The organism is Aeromonas sp. S15(2024) (assembly GCF_041402265.1).
Classification (GTDB): domain Bacteria; phylum Pseudomonadota; class Gammaproteobacteria; order Enterobacterales; family Aeromonadaceae; genus Aeromonas; species Aeromonas dhakensis.
On record NZ_JBGLQY010000007.1, the window covers coordinates 156111 to 175641 of the forward strand.

General features: G+C 63.2%; 16 protein-coding genes and 1 riboswitch. Of the genes, 8 read left to right on the forward strand and 8 right to left on the reverse strand.

Annotation, left to right across the window (positions count from 1 at the left end; translation table 11 throughout):
* Positions 1–5: 5 nt before the first annotated feature.
* On the reverse strand, positions 6–2267 hold the full coding sequence (locus ACB033_RS15560; RefSeq protein WP_371140593.1) for an LTA synthase family protein: 2262 nt from the start codon (positions 2265–2267) through the stop codon (positions 6–8).
* A gap of 254 nt (positions 2268–2521) precedes the next feature.
* Here ACB033_RS15560 and ACB033_RS15565 point away from each other — a divergent pair, with 254 nt between their 5' ends.
* Complete coding sequence (locus ACB033_RS15565) at positions 2522–3610, forward strand: hypothetical protein (protein WP_017786786.1); 1089 nt, start codon at positions 2522–2524, stop codon at positions 3608–3610.
* Between the two features lie 89 nt (positions 3611–3699).
* On the opposite strand, the gene lysC is transcribed toward ACB033_RS15565, so the two are convergent.
* Together lysC and argA are read right to left on the reverse strand one after the other, a co-directional pair.
* Positions 3700–5052, reverse strand: a complete 1353-nt coding sequence (gene lysC / locus ACB033_RS15570; protein WP_371140594.1) for a lysine-sensitive aspartokinase 3 — start codon at positions 5050–5052, stop codon at positions 3700–3702.
* Positions 5053–5141: 89 nt separating this feature from the next.
* Positions 5142–5366, reverse strand: a riboswitch (Lysine riboswitch).
* Positions 5367–5473: 107 nt separating this feature from the next.
* Complete coding sequence (argA, locus tag ACB033_RS15575) at positions 5474–6802, reverse strand: amino-acid N-acetyltransferase (protein WP_011706389.1); 1329 nt, start codon at positions 6800–6802, stop codon at positions 5474–5476.
* A 259-nt stretch (positions 6803–7061) separates the two neighbouring features.
* On the opposite strand from argA, the gene msrA reads away from it, so the two are divergent.
* The gene (msrA, locus tag ACB033_RS15580) at positions 7062–7694 is read left to right on the forward strand and encodes a peptide-methionine (S)-S-oxide reductase MsrA (protein WP_017782944.1); all 633 of its coding nucleotides are present in this window, start codon (positions 7062–7064) and stop codon (positions 7692–7694) included.
* A gap of 337 nt (positions 7695–8031) precedes the next feature.
* Here msrA and ACB033_RS15585 read toward each other — a convergent pair whose 3' ends face one another.
* The 3 genes from ACB033_RS15585 to ACB033_RS15595 are packed head-to-tail and all read right to left on the reverse strand — an operon-like array spanning position 8032 to position 9264.
* The gene (locus ACB033_RS15585; protein ID WP_371140595.1) at positions 8032–8367 is read right to left on the reverse strand and encodes a DUF3802 family protein; all 336 of its coding nucleotides are present in this window, start codon (positions 8365–8367) and stop codon (positions 8032–8034) included.
* A 55-nt stretch (positions 8368–8422) separates the two neighbouring features.
* Positions 8423–8911, reverse strand: a complete 489-nt coding sequence (locus ACB033_RS15590; RefSeq protein WP_124251165.1) for a GNAT family N-acetyltransferase — start codon at positions 8909–8911, stop codon at positions 8423–8425.
* Positions 8908–9264: an MmcQ/YjbR family DNA-binding protein gene (locus ACB033_RS15595; RefSeq protein WP_005302071.1), complete on the reverse strand. Its 357-nt coding sequence runs from the start codon at positions 9262–9264 to the stop codon at positions 8908–8910. Before ACB033_RS15595 ends, ACB033_RS15590 begins: the two co-directional genes overlap by 4 nt.
* A gap of 106 nt (positions 9265–9370) precedes the next feature.
* On the opposite strand from ACB033_RS15595, the gene ACB033_RS15600 reads away from it, so the two are divergent.
* Positions 9371–10153 (forward strand): alpha/beta fold hydrolase, encoded by a 783-nt coding sequence (locus ACB033_RS15600; RefSeq protein ID WP_371140596.1) that lies wholly within the window; start codon positions 9371–9373, stop codon positions 10151–10153.
* Positions 10154–10285: 132 nt separating this feature from the next.
* Here the strand turns inward: ACB033_RS15600 and ACB033_RS15605 are convergent, their stop codons facing one another.
* Positions 10286–11263, reverse strand: a complete 978-nt coding sequence (locus ACB033_RS15605) for a LysR family transcriptional regulator (protein ID WP_139752725.1) — start codon at positions 11261–11263, stop codon at positions 10286–10288.
* A gap of 60 nt (positions 11264–11323) precedes the next feature.
* On the opposite strand from ACB033_RS15605, the gene ACB033_RS15610 reads away from it, so the two are divergent.
* The 5 genes from ACB033_RS15610 to ACB033_RS15630 are packed head-to-tail and all read left to right on the forward strand — an operon-like array spanning position 11324 to position 18708.
* The gene (locus tag ACB033_RS15610; protein ID WP_371140597.1) at positions 11324–13021 is read left to right on the forward strand and encodes an L-lactate permease; all 1698 of its coding nucleotides are present in this window, start codon (positions 11324–11326) and stop codon (positions 13019–13021) included.
* Positions 13022–13034: 13 nt separating this feature from the next.
* A complete protein-coding gene (locus tag ACB033_RS15615; RefSeq protein ID WP_371140614.1) occupies positions 13035–13826 on the forward strand; it encodes a (Fe-S)-binding protein in 792 nt (263 codons plus the stop codon).
* Positions 13819–15255, forward strand: coding sequence for a LutB/LldF family L-lactate oxidation iron-sulfur protein (locus ACB033_RS15620; protein ID WP_371140598.1), 1437 nt, complete (start codon positions 13819–13821; stop codon positions 15253–15255). Before ACB033_RS15615 ends, ACB033_RS15620 begins: the two co-directional genes overlap by 8 nt.
* A gap of 1 nt (position 15256) precedes the next feature.
* Positions 15257–15901, forward strand: a complete 645-nt coding sequence (locus ACB033_RS15625; RefSeq protein WP_371140599.1) for a lactate utilization protein C — start codon at positions 15257–15259, stop codon at positions 15899–15901.
* Positions 15901–18708 (forward strand): FAD-binding and (Fe-S)-binding domain-containing protein, encoded by a 2808-nt coding sequence (locus ACB033_RS15630; protein WP_371140600.1) that lies wholly within the window; start codon positions 15901–15903, stop codon positions 18706–18708. Before ACB033_RS15625 ends, ACB033_RS15630 begins: the two co-directional genes overlap by 1 nt.
* A gap of 59 nt (positions 18709–18767) precedes the next feature.
* Here ACB033_RS15630 and ACB033_RS15635 read toward each other — a convergent pair whose 3' ends face one another.
* Positions 18768–19487, reverse strand: a complete 720-nt coding sequence (locus tag ACB033_RS15635; protein ID WP_371140601.1) for a uracil-DNA glycosylase — start codon at positions 19485–19487, stop codon at positions 18768–18770.
* Between the last annotated feature and the right edge of the window lie 44 nt (positions 19488–19531).

The window sequence follows — 19531 nt, forward strand, 5'->3', positions numbered from 1 at the left end:
GGGGCTCAAGGCAGGGCATCGGGCCGGAAGCTGGCGCGGATCTGTGGCACCAGGGGGGAGACGTCGAATCCCTTCTCCTCTCCCAGCACGGGATGAAGCAGGGCCTGATCCGGGAGAGGGGTCATGTCACCCGCCAGCAGCTGACGGGTGGCCTGGCCCATCTGATAGAGCTGGCGTACCGGGTCGAACTGGGTCGCCAGATTGAGGGCATCATCGGCGCGGGCAAAGGCCATCATGGGGATCTGGTAGCTGGCATCGCGGGGTGGCTTGTCACCGAGGATGCCCTTGCCGGCCGACATCAGGAATGGTTGGTGATCGCCAAAAGCCACCACCAGGTAGCGTTTGCCTGAGCGATCCAGGCTGGTCAGCAGATGCTCCAGCGATGCCATGGCATCCACCACGCCGGTGTAGTAGGTGTTGAGCAGCTGGCGATCGGCCTCGCTCTGATCCGGGCAGGCCTTGTCGAGCTGCTGGGCCTGGTAGCGATCCCCGTCGAAGGGGCCGTGCCCCTGCATGGTGACCGCGTAGGCGAACAGCGGCTGCTCATCCTGCTCGCTGCGCTTGAGCAGGTGGTCGATCAACGCATCATCCGAGATATAGAGCCCCTTATGCTCGAGCGTGGTGAAACGGTTGTCGAACCAGCGCTCTTCGTAGCCAAGGGCCGGGATCGCCTTGGCGCGGCCCCAGAACTTTTCCACATAAGGGTGGGCAAACAGGGTCCGGTAGCCGCTTTGCTTCGCACTCTGCGCCAGGCCCGGCACCTGCTCCGAGAGGTAGTAGTAGGGCACCACCCCCTGCTTGAGCAGCCCCACCGGCAGGCCGGTGTTCATCTCGAACTCCGCCAGCACCGTCATGCCGCCGGTGGTGGGGGAGTGGATGGTCTTGTGCCACTGCTGCACGCTGGCCGGCAGGCTCAGGGTAGGGGGAGGCGCGCAGATCTTGCCCTGCCAGCCGAGCCAGAGGGATTCATATTGCAGCACGATCACCAGATCGAAGCGGGGCGGCTGGTTCAGGCTGACGTGGCTGAGCTGGGGGGTGAACTCGTTGATCTGCAAGGGATAGCGAAACACGCTGCCGCTTTGCAACATCTCGTCCACCAGGTTGAACAGATAGAGGCCGGGCCCCGAGCGGATGATGTCCCTGTGGTAGTTGACCGCTCTGTCCACGTAGCGAATGTTGGGCCCCAGCAGCTTGTTGCCGGTCTGGGTGGCAAATACGCACAGCGCAAAGAAGGCGGCGGTAGCGGCGGCGGTGCGCAGGATCCAGCGCGACAGGGCGAAGCGCCAGCACAAGAAAAGGGCGATCGCACCGCCCAGCAGCGGCAACACAGGGTGCTGCTCCAGCAGGATGCGCAGCAGTGCCACCAGGTTGCCGAGATCGTCCCCCCCGAGCGGTACCCCGTAGATGGCGATCTTCATGAAGTTGGCGAGCAACCCGATGCCTGACAACGCCGTGAAAACCAGCCCCATATAGAGGTTGAACCCCGCCAGCGCGCAGAGGCTCCAGCCCAGCACCATGCTGCCCCAGGCGAGGTAGTAGTGCTCGGGACGAAAGCCTGACCAGAGCAGAAATTCCCCCAGCTTGAACACCACGAAGCCATGCAGCAGCACGAAGGTGAGGTTGCCGAGCAGCAGACTGCCGGCGATGCGCCAGCGCAGATTGCGCCTGAGGGTGGGCAGCACCACCTTCAGCACGGCGGCACTCAGGGCCAGCACCAGCAGCAGACTGGTACAGAGATAGGTGAGGTTGAAGCCTCGCTCCGGCAGGGTCTGCAGGATCTGGCTGAACTCGCCGCTCTCCGGCCTCTCCTTGAGCAGCAGGCCGATCCGCAGCTGATAGCGGCTGGCCAGGGCGTCGTCGGGGGCGCGCAGGGTGCTGTTGAGATCCAGGGTGCAGCGCCCCTTGCGGCACTGTTGGCGTTTGTCCACCGGCTGGCTCAGCTGATCGATGCGCTCACCCCTGTCGTTGAGCAGCTCCACCCTGACCTTGTCCCCCTCCTGCAGCGGCCCCCGCAGTTGCCACTGGCTGCGTACCACCAGATAGAGACCGCGGCTGTCGCTCTTGTAGAGCAGGGCGTGGCGGGTGAGGGTGGCGATGGGGTTGTCCGCTGGCCCCAGCACCAGCGGTTGGGCCCGGCCGAGCCAGCTGGCGGGATTGATCTGCGGCAGCAACAGGGTCAGCAGCAGCAGCGCGGCCAGCATGCCCAGCAGCAGGGCGGGGAGACCGGAGACCCTGGCTGGCAAGCGCGCTGAAGTGGGGGATTTCATATGAGCTCATCCTTTGAGCGAGTGACGGAGATGCATGGCTGCTGCATTTAATTTGACCCGATGGTGATGGGCTTGTTCCTTGTTGTCAATTTAATGACCAAACAATGAAGGTTGCGTGACAGTGGATCCATGCAAACTGTGATCCCGATCCGGGGGGCACACTCATTCTGTGATGAAAGCGTCATCATGACGCTTTGCCGCTGGTCTGCTCCAGCCTTGCTGCTTAGTCTCTCAATATGGATGGAGGTACATGTATGAATCCCAAAGTAGCGGCACGTCAGGCAAGGTTGCTCCGCATGCTGGAGAGCAAGGAGGAGATCCGGATCGGGCGCGAGCAGGACTGTCCCCTCTCGGTGGCCCAGCTGGTGCGTCTCAAGGAGGATCATCCGGCCGTGCTCAAGGTCTATCGTCACGGCCTCACCGCCGAGGTGTTCCACCTCAAGGTGGAGGGACATCACTGGTGCCTGAAGCGGCGCCGGCACGACTCCCTGGTGGCCAACGTGGACGGCAGAACCGCTTTTCTGACCGAGCTGGAGCGCCGCCGGGAGATTGAGGCCCTGCGGGAGTTGCACCCCACCATCCTGGCCAACGTGGTCTGCACCAGCTTTGGCTCGGCCCGGGCCGGGGTGCTGGTCTCCCCCTGGCTGCGAGGCGTGCCGGTGCATGATCTCAACGAGCGCAACCTGGCGCAGATGCTGGCGGTGCAGGCTGAGCTGGCCCACTGGGGCTGGTTTGACTGGGATCCGAGCCCTGGCAACCTGCTGGACGACGGTCAGCAGATCAGCGTGTTCGACTTTGGCTACATGTGGCCCTTCGATCCTCGCCATGAATTCAACTCCAACGGCCTCACCGATCCCGGTTTTCACGTACCTGAACGGCTGGAGACCCGCACCCTCTCGGGCCTGTGGCTAGACGAGCCGGATCCGCTGCCGCAGTTTCGCTACTGGCGCGGCCTGTGCGTCAATTGGGCGCAGCGGGAGCTGCAGCACCTGACTCGGGAGGGGGCGAGTGCGCCGGTGCTGGCCCGCTTGCAGGGGCTCTTGGGCGAGTGGAGATCGGCGCTCGCCAGCGAAGAGGCGCTCGCCGCCAACTGGTGGCGCGACATGTATCGCAGCCACCGGCTCGACATTGCCGACGATCTCAGCGGCAAGAGCTGTGGCCCGCTTACCCTGCGCCGGCTCGACTGGCTGGAGCAGGCTGTGACCGAACATTACGCCGAACTGGCGGACAACCTGGGTCCCGACGAGGCGGGGCTGGATCAGGGGGCGCTGCTGCGCCGGCTGGAAGGGCTGCGCGAGGAGATCCGGGCCAACCTGCTGCCGGCGCTGACTACGGCGGGCTAGGGGCGCTCGACTCTCTCATCCCAAAATCACCCTGTATAGAAAGAGGGGCCCGGTGGCCCCTCTGTTGATCCTGGCGAGCTGACTGCCCCTTAGTCGAGCAGCTCCTGATGGAGGCGGTTGACGATGTGGCCCGCCTCGTCCTCCTTGACCAAAAAGCAGAGGTTGTGGGCGCTGGCGCCGTAACAGATCATGCGAATGTTGTGTTCTCGAATGGCGTCAAAGACCTGACTGCCCACCCCGACCGCCTCGCTCATCCGGTTGCCGATGAGCGCCACCAGCGCCAGCCCTGTCTCCACCTGCACCTTGCACAGCTGGCCGAGCTCCGCCAGCACCTTGTCATTGAGGATGGGTTCGCCGTTGCTCTGGCTGCCGGTGTGATCCAGGGTCAGCGACACGCTCACCTCGGAGGTGGTGATGAGATCCACCGAGATGCGGTGGCGGGCCAGGATGCCAAACACCTCGGCCAGGAAACCGTAGGCGTGGAACATGTTGAGGCTGTGCAGGGTCACCAGCACCTGGTTGCGGCGCAGGGCCACGGCGCGAAACAGCGGATTGGTGCGGGTGCTGGCGCGGATCCAGGTGCCGCCGGCGGCCGGATCCTTGGCAGAGCCGACAAACACCGGGATGTCGCGGCGCACCGCCGGCTGCAAGGTGGCCGGGTGCAGCACCTTGGCGCCGAAGGTGGCCATCTCGGCCGCCTCCACGAAGCTGATCTCGGGGATGGGGCGGGCGCGGGTAACCAGGCGCGGATCCGTGGTGTAGATGCCGGGCACGTCGGTCCAGATCTCGATGCTGCCGGCGTCGAGCGCCTCGGCCAGGAGGGCCGCGCTGTAGTCGGAGCCGCCGCGGCCCAGGGTGGTGGTGCGGCCATCGCCGTCGGCACCGATGAAGCCCTGGGTGATGATGAGGCTGTCCCCAAGCTGGGGGCCCAGCGCGGCCTGGCAGAGGGCGCGGGTGGCGGCCAGATCCACGCTGGCCTTGCCAAAGCGGCTGTCGGTTCGCAGCAACTGGCGCGCATCCTGCCAGCAGGCTTTCACGCCGCGCTGGCGCAGCAGTTCGGTAAAGAGGCGGGTGGACATCAGCTCGCCGCAGGCGATGAGGCGATCAGCCAGTTCGGCATCGGTGTGCAGATGGGCCTGGCGTGCCATGGTGCGGATCTCGCCGAGCTGGCCGTGGATGAGGTCGCTCAGATCGCTAGGATCACCCAGCTCGGTCAGAATGGCCTGCTGGATCTCGGCCAGTCTGGCCAGTTGCGCCTCCTGGCCCGCCTCGTCCAGATCGCCCTGAGCCAGTGCCACCAGCAGGTTGGTGACGCCGGCGCTGGCGCTCAGCACCACCACCCGGGTGGCAGGGTTGGCCAGCACCACATCGGCGCAGTTGTTCATGGCTGCCGCGTTGGCGACGCTGGTTCCGCCAAACTTGGCGACATTGATCGGGCTCATTGCTTACTCCTGTCTTAATATGAAAATCCGGATCCATCGGGCAAAAAGAGAGGAGGAGGCTGAAAATGGCAGGAATGATCGAAGCTATCCCGGCCAGAAGCACTCCACCCGCAGAGCCCATCCCGTACCCGCCCCTGACGGGGCGCGGTGGGGGATGACCACTACCGATGACAACCCGGGGGATTCAGCCCCCGCAGCCGACACTGAGGTATCCAGTTGCCTCAGATGTCTCGGCGCTGCTCCCCCTGACCCAAGTTCACCGGACACTGGTGTCCTCCCTCGGGCTGCCTGGGCAGCGCTCCTCTTCTGGCTCCACCAGGGCGGTGGAGTGCATTTAGAAATACCTTGCGTTGGATTGCACTGTCAATCGAGTTTGTGAAAAAGTTCAAAAAGTCAGCCAAGCCAACGCAAAATCAATGGGTTATACGATTGTCTTTGACAAAACCTTGGAGCGACGCTGCCAGTTGTAAAGGCGCTGGCGCGCCACCGGCAGATCTTCCACCTCCAGCGGATCGAAGCCCCGTTCCCGGAACCAGTGAATGGAGCGGGTGGTGAGCACGAACAGGCGGCGGATGCCGAGCCGCTTGGCCCGCTCGGCCACCTTGGCCACCAGCTGATCCCCCCGGTTGGAGTTGCGGTAGTCGGGGTGAATGGCGACGCAGGCCATCTCCGCCATCGCCTCTTCCATGAAGCAGTAGAGCGCCGCGCAGCCGATGATGAGGCCGTCGCGCTCGATGATGGTGAACTTGTCGATCTCCATCTCCAGCTGCTCGCGGGAGCGGCGCACCAGAATGCCTTCCTCCTCCAGTGGGCGGATGAGATCCAGGATGCCGCCGATGTCCTCGATGGTGGCGGCGCGCGCCTGCTCGGCACTTTCCCGCACTATCTGGGTGCCGAGGCCGTCGCGGCTGAACAGCTCCTGCAGCATGGCACCGTCATCCTGATAGCTCACCAGGTGGGAGCGGGGCACGCCGCCGCGGCAGGAGGCGATGGCCGCGCGCAGATAGCGGGCGGTGCCGGACATCTCTTCCCCCGCCTGCTCCAGTTCCACCAGCAGCTCTTCGGCCTGCTCGGGGAAGAGCTCGGAGATGGCCTCGCCGTGGCGATCCATCACCCCCTGGGTGCTGCTGAAGCAGATGAGTTTGTCCGCTTTCAGATCCACCGCCACCCGGCGGGCCACCTCTTCCGAGCTCAGGTTGAAGCTCTCGCCGGTGACCGAGCAGCCGATGGGGGAGATGAGTACCAGGCTCTTCTGATCCAGCTGGCGGGTGATCCCCTCCACGTCGATGCGGCGCACCCGGCCGCTGTGGCAAAAATCGATGCCGTCATCCACCCCGAGCGGCTGGGCGGTGACGAAGTTGCCGCTCACCACGCTGATGCGGGCACCCTGCATCGGTGTGTTGGCGAGCCCCATGGAGAGCTGGGCCGTGATGTCGTACTGCAAGCCGCCGCACACCTGCTTGATGATGGCGAAGCTCTCGTCATCGGTGACCCGGATGCGCTTGTGGTACTGGGCCTCGATGCCGGCACGGGCCAGCGCCTCGTCGTTCTGCGGACGGGAGCCGAATACCAGCACCAGGCGTATCCCTAAGGTTTGCAGCAGGGCGATATCGCTGACGATGTTGGCGAAATTGGGGTGGCAGAGGGCTTCCCCCCCCATCATCAGCACGAAGGTGGCGCCTCTGTGCACATTGACGTAGGGGGTAGACTGCCGAAAGGCATAGACCAGGCTGGGTTCGCGTTCACGCACTTGAGGCATCTTCCATAAAAAAACAGCAATGGGCTCAATATATGAAAATAAATGCACAAATCAAGATTAAATATTGATTTAGTGTGATTTTGTCATCGCGGTGGTCAGGCAGGGCGAACGGTGGCGATACCAGGCGGGGCAGGGGCGTCAGCGGTGTGGCGGTACGCCCCAGGTTGATCCCGGCCCATAAACTGTTATCTTCGATATTCCTTTTCGTCAGCTGTGTGATCGCACAGGTTTTTATACAAGGACAGGGTGCATGGAACAGATTATTTCGCCGGCAGACGCGCTGCCGGGACGCCGCGAGGCGATGGTGATTGGCCAGCAGCATGCGGTCAATGGTCACCCGACTCAGGGCCCCTGGCCTGAAGGGATGGCGGTGGCCTGGTTTGGCATGGGCTGCTTCTGGGGTGTGGAGCGGCTGTTCTGGCAGCAGCCAGGGGTCTACTCCACCGCCGCCGGCTATCAGGGCGGGGTGACCCAGAATCCCACCTACAAGGAGGTGTGCAGCGGATTGACCGGCCATGCCGAGACGGTGCAGGTGGTGTTTGATCCCAAGGTGATCGGCTATGGCGATCTGCTCAAGCTGTTCTGGGAGCAGCACGATCCGGCCCAAGGCATGCGCCAGGGTGGCGACATTGGCACCCAGTACCGCTCCGTCATCTTCTTCGGGGACGACACCCAGGAGGCGATTGCCCAGCAGAGTCTGGCCGCCTATCAGCAGGCGATGCTGGCCAGCGGCGACGGCCGCGCCATCACCACCCGTATTCTGCCGCTGGCTCCCTTCTATTACGCCGAGGATTACCATCAGCAATATCTGGAGAAGAATCCGGAAGGGTATTGCGGCCTGGGTGGCATCGGCGTCTGCCTGCCGCCGAGCCTCAACCGCTAGGGCAAGATGACGGGTATCTGTGACTCGTCATTGATGGTGAAAAGAAAAAGGCCGCCTTTGCGGCCTTTTTATCGGGCTTTGTCAGAAGCGTGAAAAAAATCATAAAAAAATGTGTCATGGAGAGGAACTTATTCGAACCAGGCTTGCCCAACTTGGTAGCCACCATGGACGGCGGCCAAGACCAGACACATTTCTTGCCTCGAAATTCATAAAAGTCATTGAAAAACTTGATGAGTTGAAATGCTAGCAAGCAGGGCTGCCAATGAAGGCGGCCCTTTTCATTTCTGCGGTGCGAAAAATGGTGGGGGAGTGACGACGCCGGCGTTCGCCACGGCGCTCAGCTGATGGCGCCGTCAAACAGGTTCTTGATGAGATCGATGAACTCTTCGAGGAAGGCTTTCTGCTCCGGGGTCGGGGCGCGCAGCCAGACGGCGGAGAGCACCTCTTCCAGATCGGCCACCACCGCATCGGCTTCCTGCATGATCACGAAGCGCAACTTGGGATCGAGCTGCGGATTCTGCTCGCAGATGGCCATCAGGTTGCCGGCCACCCGGCTGCTCACCAGATCTTCGATGGTCTGTTCACCACTGCTCTGTTGCGGGGTTTCAAACAGTCCCAGACTCTCCACCAGATACTCAATCAGGGCGATATAGCCTTCGCTTTCTACAACCATGGCGGCCTCAATCCTCAACAATACGGAAAAACTGTGCGTATTTTAGTGGCTGGACCTAGCTTGGCAAGCGACAGTGCAGGCGATAACGGATAAAACCGACCCCGCCGCGCTCCACGCTCTCCAATCCGGTCAGCTCAAAGCCATACCGTAAAAATAGCCCATAGCTGAAGGCGCTGGCCTCTGTCGTCAGCTGTTTGAGTCCGAGTCGTTGCGCCTCGGCGAGGGCCGCGGCCAGCAGCAGGCCGCCATAGCCCAAGCGCGGGTGATCGGCGCTCACATAGAGCAGGCTGAGGTGACCATCCTGGCTGAGGGTGACGAAACCGAGCGGCTCGCCGTTTTGCTCCAGCACCCAGCCGTGGTGCTCGCGCAGCTGGCCGACAAAGCCGGGATGACGGGCGCCGAGGGCCCACTGCTCCACCTGCTCCGGGCTGTAGTGCTGCGGGCCTATCCTTCGCACCGACTGCTCGAACAGGGTGCAAAGGGCGGGGATGTGCTGCTCGTTCAGCCGGACGAGTCTGGGCTCTGCCGCCATGGCGGGGCTCATCGCTGGGGTGCCTGCGGGCGCTTGGCCTTGGGCAAACCGGCCACCACCCGCTCGTAGGAGTGATGCACCCAGCCCTGCCAGAGATCGTCGGCCAGGTCATCGCTGAAGGTGACCGTGTTCCAGTGTTGCTTGTTCATATGCCAGCCCGGTTTGACCTCGGGGTGGAGTTCGCGCAGCAGCAGGGCCAGCTCGGGTTCGCACTTGAGGTTCAGCCGCAGCGGCTCGGCCTGCCAGTCCAGCAGGGCAAACATCTTGCCGGCGATGCGATAGACCAGGATCTCAGGGCCGAAGGGGGTATCCTCCTGAGCGCCCGGCAGGGTCAGCAGAAAGGATCTCAAACGGGTCAACTCCATGGTCATGCTCCTGGCTGCTTGCGGTGCAAACGTATTAGTCGGGTGAAAAAATCTGCTAAGATGCGCGCCTACTATACCCCAATGCCGTCGATGAGGGAGTCGCAAGATGCTGTATCACAAGACCTTCGAGCTGGGTCCCGAGCGGGATTGGGTAGTATTCGTACACGGGGCGGGCGGCAGCTCCTCCATCTGGTTCAAGCAGCTGCGCGCCTATCGCGAACACTTCAACGTGCTGCTGCTGGACTTGCGCGGCCACGGCCAGTCCCACAAGCTGCAGCAGGTGATCAAGGGTCACTACAGCTTCCGGGCGGTGACCGAGGATATCCTGCAACTGCTCGATCACCTCAACATTCGCCGCGCCCACTTCGTCGGCATCTCCCTTGGCACCATCCTCATTCGCCATCTGGCGGAGCTTTGCCCCGAGCGGGTCAAGAGCATGGTGCTGGGCGGCGCCATTTTGCGCCTCGACATCCGCTCGCGGGTGTTGGTGCAGCTCGGCCGCCTTGGCCAGCACATCCTGCCCTACATGTGGCTCTACCGCTTGTTCGCCTTCATCATCATGCCGCGGCAGCACCATCAGGAGTCGCGCAACCTGTTCGTGCGCGAGGCGCGCAAATTGTGCCAGCAAGAGTTCAAGCGCTGGTTCCGCCTCGCCACCGAGGTGAATCCCCTGATGCGCTACTTCCGCGAACGGGCCCTGCCCATTCCCACTCTCTATGTGATGGGGGAGGAGGATCACATGTTCCTCGCCCCGGTACGCGAGCAGGTGGCCCGGGACCCCTTCAGTCGGCTCGAGATCATCGACGGCTGCGGCCACGTCTGCAACGTGGAGCGGCCCGAGCACTTCAACCGCCAGTCGCTGGCCTTCCTCACCGCCCAGCCCGGCTGAATTGGCGCCAGCCGCCGATGTGAGGCGGCCCTGGTGGCTTGAGCCAGCACGCTGAAGGGGAGGGGCATGGTAGGCAACGCTGCCGCCCGACTCAAAAAGCCCCGCATTGACATAGGATGACCGCCATCCTCGCTAGCCGAAGTAGTGGGCGATATCAAGGTAGCGCTGGCGGATGTGCTCGATCAGCAGCCTGATCTTGCGCGGCGGCTGGCGGGTGAAGGGGTAGACGGCGTAGATCCCGAGCTTCTTGCCTACCTGATCGGGGAAGAGATCCACCAGCTCGCCATTCATCAGATCGTGATAGACCAGGCAGCGCGGCACATAGACGATGCCGCGCCCACCCAGCGCCGCCTTGCGCAGGGCGCCGGCGTTGTCGGTGCAAAAACTGCCCGACACCGACAGCAGATAGTTGCCCTCTTCCCCCTTGAAGGCCCACTCCGAGGCCCCCGTGCTCTGATAGGCGTAGCGCAGGCAGTTGTGGGTGAGCAAGTCCGACGGCTCGCGCGGCGCCCCGAAGCGGCGCACGTAGGCGGGCGCGGCGCAGATCACCCACTGGGAGTCGAGAATGTGGCGGGCAATCAGGCTCGAATCATCCAGATAGCCGGTGCGAATGACCAGGTCGAACCCCTCTTCCACCAGGTTGACGAAGCGGTTGTCGAGCGACATTTCCACCGTGAGCCCGGGGTGTTGCTGGCAAAAATCGGCCACCGCATCGGCGAGCAGCAGCTCGCCGGAGATGGTGGGCACCGACATCCGCACGTGACCGCTCACCTTTTCACCAAATCCCGCCACCGCATCGAAGGCGTCCAGTGCGGCGGCCTTCACATTTTTGGCACCCTGATAGAGCTCCTTGCCCGCCTCGCTCAGGGTGAGCCGGCGGGTGGTGCGATAGAGCAGCTGCACCCCAAGCTCTTCCTCCAGGCGCCCGATCCGTTTGCTAACCACTGAATTTGTCAGGGAATTTTGCTCGGCCACCTTGCTGAAGGAGCCTGCTTCCACCACCTGGGCGAAGAGAATGAGGTCGTCGGTACTGGTCATATTTATCGATTTTTGGAACGAATGTTGTTCATTATTTCCATATATCGCGAAAAAAGAACAGGGTAAGGTCACGTCCGCTTAACAAAACAACAACAAGGTGCGCCTCTGCACCGCTCGGACAAGGACGCAATGATGACAGACACCCTGTTGGCCCTGGTGGCCTTCTCGCCGATCGTGGTGGCCGCCGTGCTGCTGGTCGGCCTCAACTGGCCCGCCAAGCGCGCCATGCCCATCGCCTTTATCCTGACAGTATTCATCGCCCTGTGGGGCTGGCAGATGAGCCCGACCCGGGTGCTCGCCTCCAGCCTGCAGGGGCTCATCATCACGGTGACCGTGCTCTGGATAGTGTTCGGCGCCATCCTGATGCTCAACACCCTCAAGCACACCGGCGCCATCAGCGCCATTCGCGGCGGTTTCACCAATATCTCGCCGGACCGGCGCATCCAGGCCATCATCATCGCCTGGTGCTTCGGCGCCTTTATCGAGGGAGCCTCGGGCTTTGGCACCCCGGCCGCCATCGCCGCTCCGCTGCTGGTGGCCATCGGCTTCCCGGCGCTCGCTGCCGTGCTGCTCGGCATGATGATCCAGTCCACCCCGGTGTCGTTTGGTGCGGTGGGCACCCCCATCCTGGTGGGGATCAACAAGGGGCTGGATAACCAGGCCATCGGCCACACCCTGAGTGCCGGCGGCAGCAGCTGGGACATCTACCTGCAGCAGGTGACCACCAACGTGGCCCTCATTCACGCCACCGTCGGCACCCTGATGCCGGTGCTGATGGTGATGATGCTGACCCGCTTCTTCGGCCGCAACCGCAGCTGGACCGAGGGGCTCTCCATCCTGCCGTTCGCGATATTCGCCGGGCTCGCCTTCACCGTGCCCTATGCCCTGACCGGCATGCTGCTCGGCCCCGAGTTCCCGTCCCTTATCGGCGGTCTGGTGGGGCTGGCCCTGGTGGTAACGGCGGCGCGCCGCGGTTTCCTGGTGCCAAAAAACAGCTGGGATTTCGCCCCCGAGCATGAGTGGCCCACCGAGTGGCTGGGCTCCCTCAAGCTCGATCTCAAAGAGGCCGCCGGCCGCCCCATGTCCCTGCTGCTGGCCTGGCTCCCCTATGTGGCGCTGGCCCTCCTGCTGGTGGCGAGCCGGGTGAGCCCGGAGTTCAAGGCAAGCCTGTTGTCGGTGAGCCTCGCCTTCACCGATCTCTTGGGGGAGAAGGGAATCAGCGCCTCCATTGAGCCGCTCTACCTGCCGGGGGGCCTGCTGGTGCTCTGCGCTTTGCTTGCCACCCTGATTCAGGCCCGCACCCTGGCCCCCCTCGGCCGCGCCGTGAGCGAGTCGAGCCGCACCCTGATCGGCGCCGGTTTCGTGCTGATCTTCACCGTGCCCATGGTGCGCATCTTCATCAACTCCGGTGTCAACGGGGCGGATCTCGCCAGCATGCCGGTGACTACTGCGAACTTTGCCGCCGGGCTGGTGGGGGAGTTCTTCCCGGCGCTCAGCGCCACCATAGGCGCGCTGGGGGCCTTTATCGCCGGCTCCAACACGGTGTCGAACATGATGTTCAGCCAGTTCCAGTTCGAGGTGGCGCAGACCCTGGGTGTCTCCACTGCCGCCATGCTTGCGCTGCAAGCCGTGGGCGCAGCGGCTGGCAACATGATTGCCATTCACAACGTGGTGGCGGCCTCGGCCACCGTGGGCCTCTTGGGCCGCGAGGGGGCGACGCTGCGCAAGACCGCGTTGCCGACCCTCTACTACCTGCTGGCCACCGGCCTTATCGGGTTGGCGCTCATGTACAGCTTCCACGTCTCGGACGCACTGCTGCAGTTGAAGTAAAGGAGAGCAAGTGATGAAGGTAATGCGGGTCTATCCGGCCAAGCCGGCCGATGTCTATCTCTACGCCACCTGTCTGGTGGACCTGTTCGACCCGGTGGCGGGGCTCGATGCCATCGCCCTGATCGAGCGGGAAGGGATAAGGGTGCACTTTGTCGAGAAACAGACCTGCTGCGGGCAGCCGGCCTACACCTCGGGTCATGAGGAGGAGGCGCGCAAGGTGGCGCAAAGCCAGATGGCGCTCTTCCCCGAGCCCTGGCCGGTGGTGGTGCTGTCGGGCTCCTGCGGGGGCATGATGCACCACCACTACCGCCGCCTCTTCCCCGAGAGCCCCGAGGTGGCCGATTTTTGCGATCGGGTGTTCGAGCTCACCGAGTTTCTGGCCCGGATCTGCCGGGTGCGCTGGCACGGGGTGGGGGAGGCGAGCATAGTGATGCACACCTCCTGCTCGGCCCGGCGCGAGATGCAGGTGCACACCACGGCTCGCAGCCTGCTGGGGCAACTCGATGGGGTTACTTTGCACGAGCAGGCCTACGAGAGCGAGTGCTGCGGCTTTGGCGGCACCTTCTCGGTGCGCCATCCCCACATCAGCCAGGCCATGGTCGAAGACAAGACCCGCCACCTGCTTGCCACCGGCGCCGACACCCTGGTGAGCGCCGACTGGGGGTGCCTCTTGAACATCAAGGGCTCCCTGGCCTATCAGGGCAAGCGGCTGCCCGCCACCCATCTGGCCAGCTTCCTGCTCGCCCATAGCGAGCCGGTGGATCAAGGTTTACAAGCGCAAAAACAGGGGGCCCATCATGAGTGAGCACGCCAAGTATTCGCCGCGCCGCTTCCATCCTCAGGCAGAGGCGGCCCTGGCCGACCCCGTGCTGCGCCAGAACTTTCGCGGCGCCATGGATTACCTGCGCGGCAAGCGCCGCGACGCCTTCGCCAACCCGCAGGAAGAAGCGGCGGTGCGCGATGCGGCCGAGCAGATCCGCCAGCGCTGCCTCTCGCGTCTGCCGGAATTGCTGGAGCAACTCGAAGCCAACTGCGAGCGCAACGGCATCCGGGTGCACTGGGCCCAGACGCCGGCCGAGGCCAACGCCATCATCCTCGGCATCGCCCAGCAGCATGGGGTGAGCAGCATCGTCAAAGGCAAGTCCATGGTGAGCGAGGAGGTGGGCTTCAACCACGAGATGGCGCGCCACGGCATCCGCTGCCTTGAGAGCGACATGGGGGAGTTTATCGTCCAGCTCGATGGCGACACCCCGTCCCACATCATCATGCCCGCCATTCACAAGAACAAGCAGGAGGTGAGCGATACCTTCGCCGGCAATCTGGCAGATTTCACCCCGACCACCGACGTGGACGAACTGATCCAGACCGGGCGGCGGGCTCTGCGCGAAGAGTTTCGCCGCGCCGGCATGGGGCTCTCTGGAGTGAATTTCGCGGTGGCCGAGACTGGCAGCCTGTGCCTCGTCGAGAACGAGGGCAACGGGCGCATGTGCACCACTGTGCCGAAAGTCCACGTGGCCATCACTGGCATCGAGAAGGTGGTGGAGTTCCTCTCCGACGTGCCGCCGCTTTATAGCGCCCTGACCCGCTCGGCCACCGGTCAGGCCATCACCACCTACTTCAACGTCATCAGCGGCCCGCGCCGGACAGGGGAGCTGGATGGCCCGGACGAGGTGCACCTGGTGCTGCTCGACAACGGCCGCAGCCAGGCTTACCGGGACGAAGAGCTGCGCAAGACCCTGCAATGCATCCGTTGCGGCGCCTGCATGAACCACTGCCCGGTCTACACCCGCATCGGCGGCCACGCCTACGGCACCATCTATCCGGGCCCCATCGGCAAGATAGTCTCCCCCCATCTGCTGGGGCTCGACAGCACCCAGGATCTGGTGACCGCATCGAGCCTGTGCGGTGCCTGCGGCGAGGTGTGCCCGGTGCGCATCCCCATTCCCGACCTGTTGCAGCGCCTGCGTCGGGAGGCCAAACACGAGGCACAGCCTGGCCACGAGCCGCTGGCGGGGCAGGGGGCGGCCAAGAGCCGGCTAGAGACCCTTGCCATACAGGGCTTTGCCTTTGCCGCCACCCACCCGCGCCTCTATCACGCCGCGACCGGTGTGGCCGGTCGCCTGCGGGGCTTGATGCCTAAACACCTTGGCCCCTGGACCCAGTGCCGCGAGGCCCCCAAACCCGCCCCCCAGAGCCTGCACGCCCTGCTGCGCCAGAAGAAGAAGGAGTCCTGAGATGTCGAGCAAAGAGGCTATCTTGAACCGCCTGCGTGGCGCCGCCACCCCCATCGCCCAGGCCCCCCATGGCTGGCAGCCCTGGCGCGGGGAGGATGAACCGGCGCGGCGCGAGCGCTTTGTTGGCATGATCACCGCCAGCCACGCCGAGATCTTGACCGTCAAGGAGGAAACCCTGGCCCGGGATCTGGCCGCCTGGCTGGATGAAGAGGGAGTGACGCATCTGGCCTGTGGCCAGTGCGGCCGCTGGCAGGCGGCGGTCGCGGCCGCCTGCGCCGGGCGCTCTGTGCTGACCCCGGCGGGGGAGTTCGCCGGCTGGAAAGACGAGCTGTTTGACGTTTGTCAGGCGGGGATCACCCACTGCGCGGGGGCCATCGCCGATACCGGCACTCTGGTGTTGCTGCCGGATGGCGGTGAGCCGCGCACCTTGTCCCTAGTGCCCCCCTGCCATATCGCCCTGCTGGCGGCCTCCACCATTGCCGACAACCTGGCGGGGCTGGTGGCGGCCGGGCGCTGGCAGCAGGCCATGCCCACCAATCTGTTGCTGGTCTCCGGCCCCTCCAAGACCGCCGACATCCAGCAGACCCTGGCCTACGGTGCCCACGGCCCTAGCCGCCTGCTGGTAGTGCTGGTGGAGGATTGCTGATGCTTTGGAACCAGTTTGATGACGCCGTGCTCTCGCGCATCCCGCCAGAGCGGCTGGTGAGCGATCCGGATCTGCGATTAGCCCACGGCACGGACGCCAGCTTCTACCGCCTGGTGCCCGAGCGCATCGTACGCCTCGACTCCCTCGAGGAGGTGCGCTTCGTGCTGGGGGTGTGCCGCGAATTGGGCCTGCCCTGCACCTTTCGCGCCGCCGGCACCAGCCTCTCGGGTCAGGCCCTGAGCGATTCGGTGCTCATCACCCTGACCGACAGCTGGCGCGGCCACCGCATTCTGGACGAGGGGGCCCACATTGCCCTGCAACCCGGGGTGATCGGCGCCGATGCCAACCGCTATCTGGCGCCTCTGGGGCGCAAGATTGGGCCGGATCCGGCCTCCATCAACGCCTGCAAGCTGGGCGGCATCGCCGCCAACAACGCGAGCGGCATGTGCTGCGGCACCGCCCACAACAGCTACCACACATTGCACGCCATGACCCTGCTGCTGGCCGATGGCACCGTGCTGGAGAGTGGCGATCCGCAGAGCCGCGCCGCCTTTGCGGCCAAACGCCCGGGGCTGCTGGCGGGGCTCGCCGCCCTGCGCGCCGAGGTGCTGGCGAACGCCGAGCTTGCCGCCAAAATTCGCCACAAGTACCGGCTCAAAAACACCACCGGCTACGCCATCAATGCCCTGCTCGATCATGAGGACCCCGTCGATATCCTCACCCACCTGATGATTGGCTCGGAGGGGACCCTCGGCTTTATCGCCGAGGTGGTGCTCGACACCGTGCCCGAATACCCCCACAAGGCCTCGGCCCTGCTGGTGTTTCGGGACGCCGAGCAGGCGTGTCTGGCCACCTCGCGCCTGAAAAGCGCCCCGGTGGCGGCGGTGGAGCTGATGGATGGACGCTCCCTTCGCTCGGTGGCGGGCAAGCCCGGCCTGCCGGACTTTATCAAGATGCTGGATCTGGCTGCCTGCGCCCTGCTTGTCGAGGTGCATGGGGAATCGAAGGAAGAGCTGGTGGATCGCTGCGAGCTGGTGACGGCCATGGCGGCCGAGTTCGCTCAGGTCGCCTCTGTGCCCTTTACCGGCGACAGTGCTGGGCTCTGGGCTATTCGCAAGGGGCTCTTCCCGGCGGTGGGGGCGGTGCGCACCACCGGCACCACCGTCATCATTGAGGATGTTGCCTTTCCCATCGAGCGTCTGGCCGAAGGGGTGGCGGGGCTGCAGCAACTGTTCGATCGCTTCGCATACGGTGAAGCCATCATCTTCGGCCATGCGCTGGAGGGAAACCTGCACTTCGTCTTTACCCAGGGCTTTGACGATCCGGCCCAGGTGGCCCGCTACGGCGCCTTTATGGATGCGGTGGCCGAGCTGGTCGCGGTGCGCTTTGGCGGGTCTCTCAAGGCCGAGCACGGCACTGGCCGCAACATGGCCCCCTATGTGGAGCTGGAATGGGGGCCGGAGGGGATGGCGCTGATGCGCCGCATCAAGGCGCTGCTGGACCCCGATAACCTGCTCAATCCCGGCGTCATCATCAACGACGACCCCAAGGCCCACCTGGCCCACCTCAAGCCCATGCCGGCGAGCGATGCCATCGTCGATCCGTGCATCGAGTGCGGCTTTTGCGAGGCGGTCTGCCCCTCGCGCACCCTGTCGCTCTCGCCGCGCCAGCGCATCGTGCTCTATCGCGAACTGGCCCGCCGCAATCGTGCCGATGAGCCCTCCAACCAGCTGGCCCGGCTGTTTGACTATCAGGGCATCGACACCTGCGCCGCGACCGGGCTGTGCGCCGATCGCTGCCCGGTGGGCATCAACACCGGCAGCCTGATCAAGAAGCTGCGCAGCGAAAAGTACCAGCGCTTCGTGCCCATCGCCCGATGGAGCGCCGATCACTTCGCTGGCGTTACCCGCACCGCCCGCAGTGCGCTGGGCCTCAAAGCCGTTGCCGGCAAGGTGTTGGGAGAGAAAACGCTGGCAGGTCTGGTGAACGGGGTTCGCCATCTGAGCGGCCAGCGCACACCCGCCTGGCTGCCCACCCTGCCGGGGCCGAGCCGCTACCACTGGCCGCAAGGGGAGGGGAACCATGGCGGATCCAGCGAGGGCATTGGAGAGGATCGCGCCGTGGTCTACCTGCCGTCCTGCGCCAGCCGGGTGTTCGGCCAGCAGGAGGAGGCCCCGTCACTGCCACAGGTGGTGCAATCCCTCCTCAATAAAGCGGGCTGCCGGGTCATAGTGCCGACTGGGGTTGAGGGGCTCTGCTGCGGCATGCCCTATGACAGCAAGGGGATGGTCGAGGTGGCCGCAGCCAAGCGCACTGAGCTGGCCGAGGCCCTGTGGCAGGCAAGCGAGCAGGGGCGCTGGCCCGTGCTGCTCGACACCAGCCCCTGCGTGCAGCGGCTACTCTCGGGGGCGATCGGCAAGGGCCTTCGGGTGTTCGAGCCCTCCGCCTTTGTGTTGGAACACCTGATGCCCCACCTTGAACTGACCCCCATCGATGAGACCGTGATGCTCCATATCACCTGCAGCAGCCGGCGCATGGGGCTGGGGGAGACCATGCTGGCGGTGGCCCGCACCTGCGCCCGCGAGGTAATTGTGCCTGAGCATATCCAGTGCTGCGGCTTTGCCGGCGACAAGGGGCTGATGACGCCTGAGCTCAACGCCGCGGCGCTTGCCAGCCTGCCCGCCCAGGTGCCCAGGGATTGTCGACAGGGATTCAGCAATAGCCGCACCTGCGAAATGGGGCTTAGCCAGCACGCTGGCATCCCCTATCACAGCATCCTCTATCTGGTGGATCAGGCGGCGAGATAAATACCCCCAGCATGATTTATCATGCTGGGGGGAATATATAAAAAGTACATCGTCTACTATTAAGCCCACTTAATAGTACTTATTTTACTGAAATGATTTTGAGAATAAAAAGAGTTTGTTGTAGTCGAATTGTTACGTGGGTGGTAAGATAAATATTTAATGCCATGAGATATTTTTGAACTGTATTTTCTAGCCTTTCCCCATAGAAACCAACTTAGATTATTATTGTTTGAATCGATGAATGTTATTAACAGGCTTGTAAATTTACGCCATATTTTAGCATGAGCGTTAGACACACTAGTGTTCCCTTGTGGGCATGTAAGAGCTGCATTCAAAAGTAATACACCTTGCTGTTCCCAATTCAAAAATAATTTGTTTGGTGCAAGTATCCCAGAGATGAAAGATTGATCCTTAAGGACTACGCCAATATTTTGCACGCTAGTTTTTTTCATTTTATTATAATGCAGTAGCTTCAGGATGTTTCTTTGTGATGCATGCAAATGTCCTAATGCCCCCCAAGAGGTCATGTTTCCAACTTCGAAAGCTCTCCCTGTGGCAGCGTTAGGTTGGGGGTATGGGTCTTGCCCCATGATTACAACCTTTAATTCTGTTAAGTTGCATTGGAATACTTTGAAAATGTCATTGGGTGCTGGGGATATAGCCTGGAAAGAAATTAAGTTTTCTATTTTTGCTAATTCGTTTTTTACTGAGGTCAATGTGAAAAATTGGTCCCAAGAATGGTGGCAGCTTTGCTGTATTATAAATCTGAAAGATCCCATTTATTTCCCTTTTATTATGTTCTTCGTTGACGGATAGGTACTGT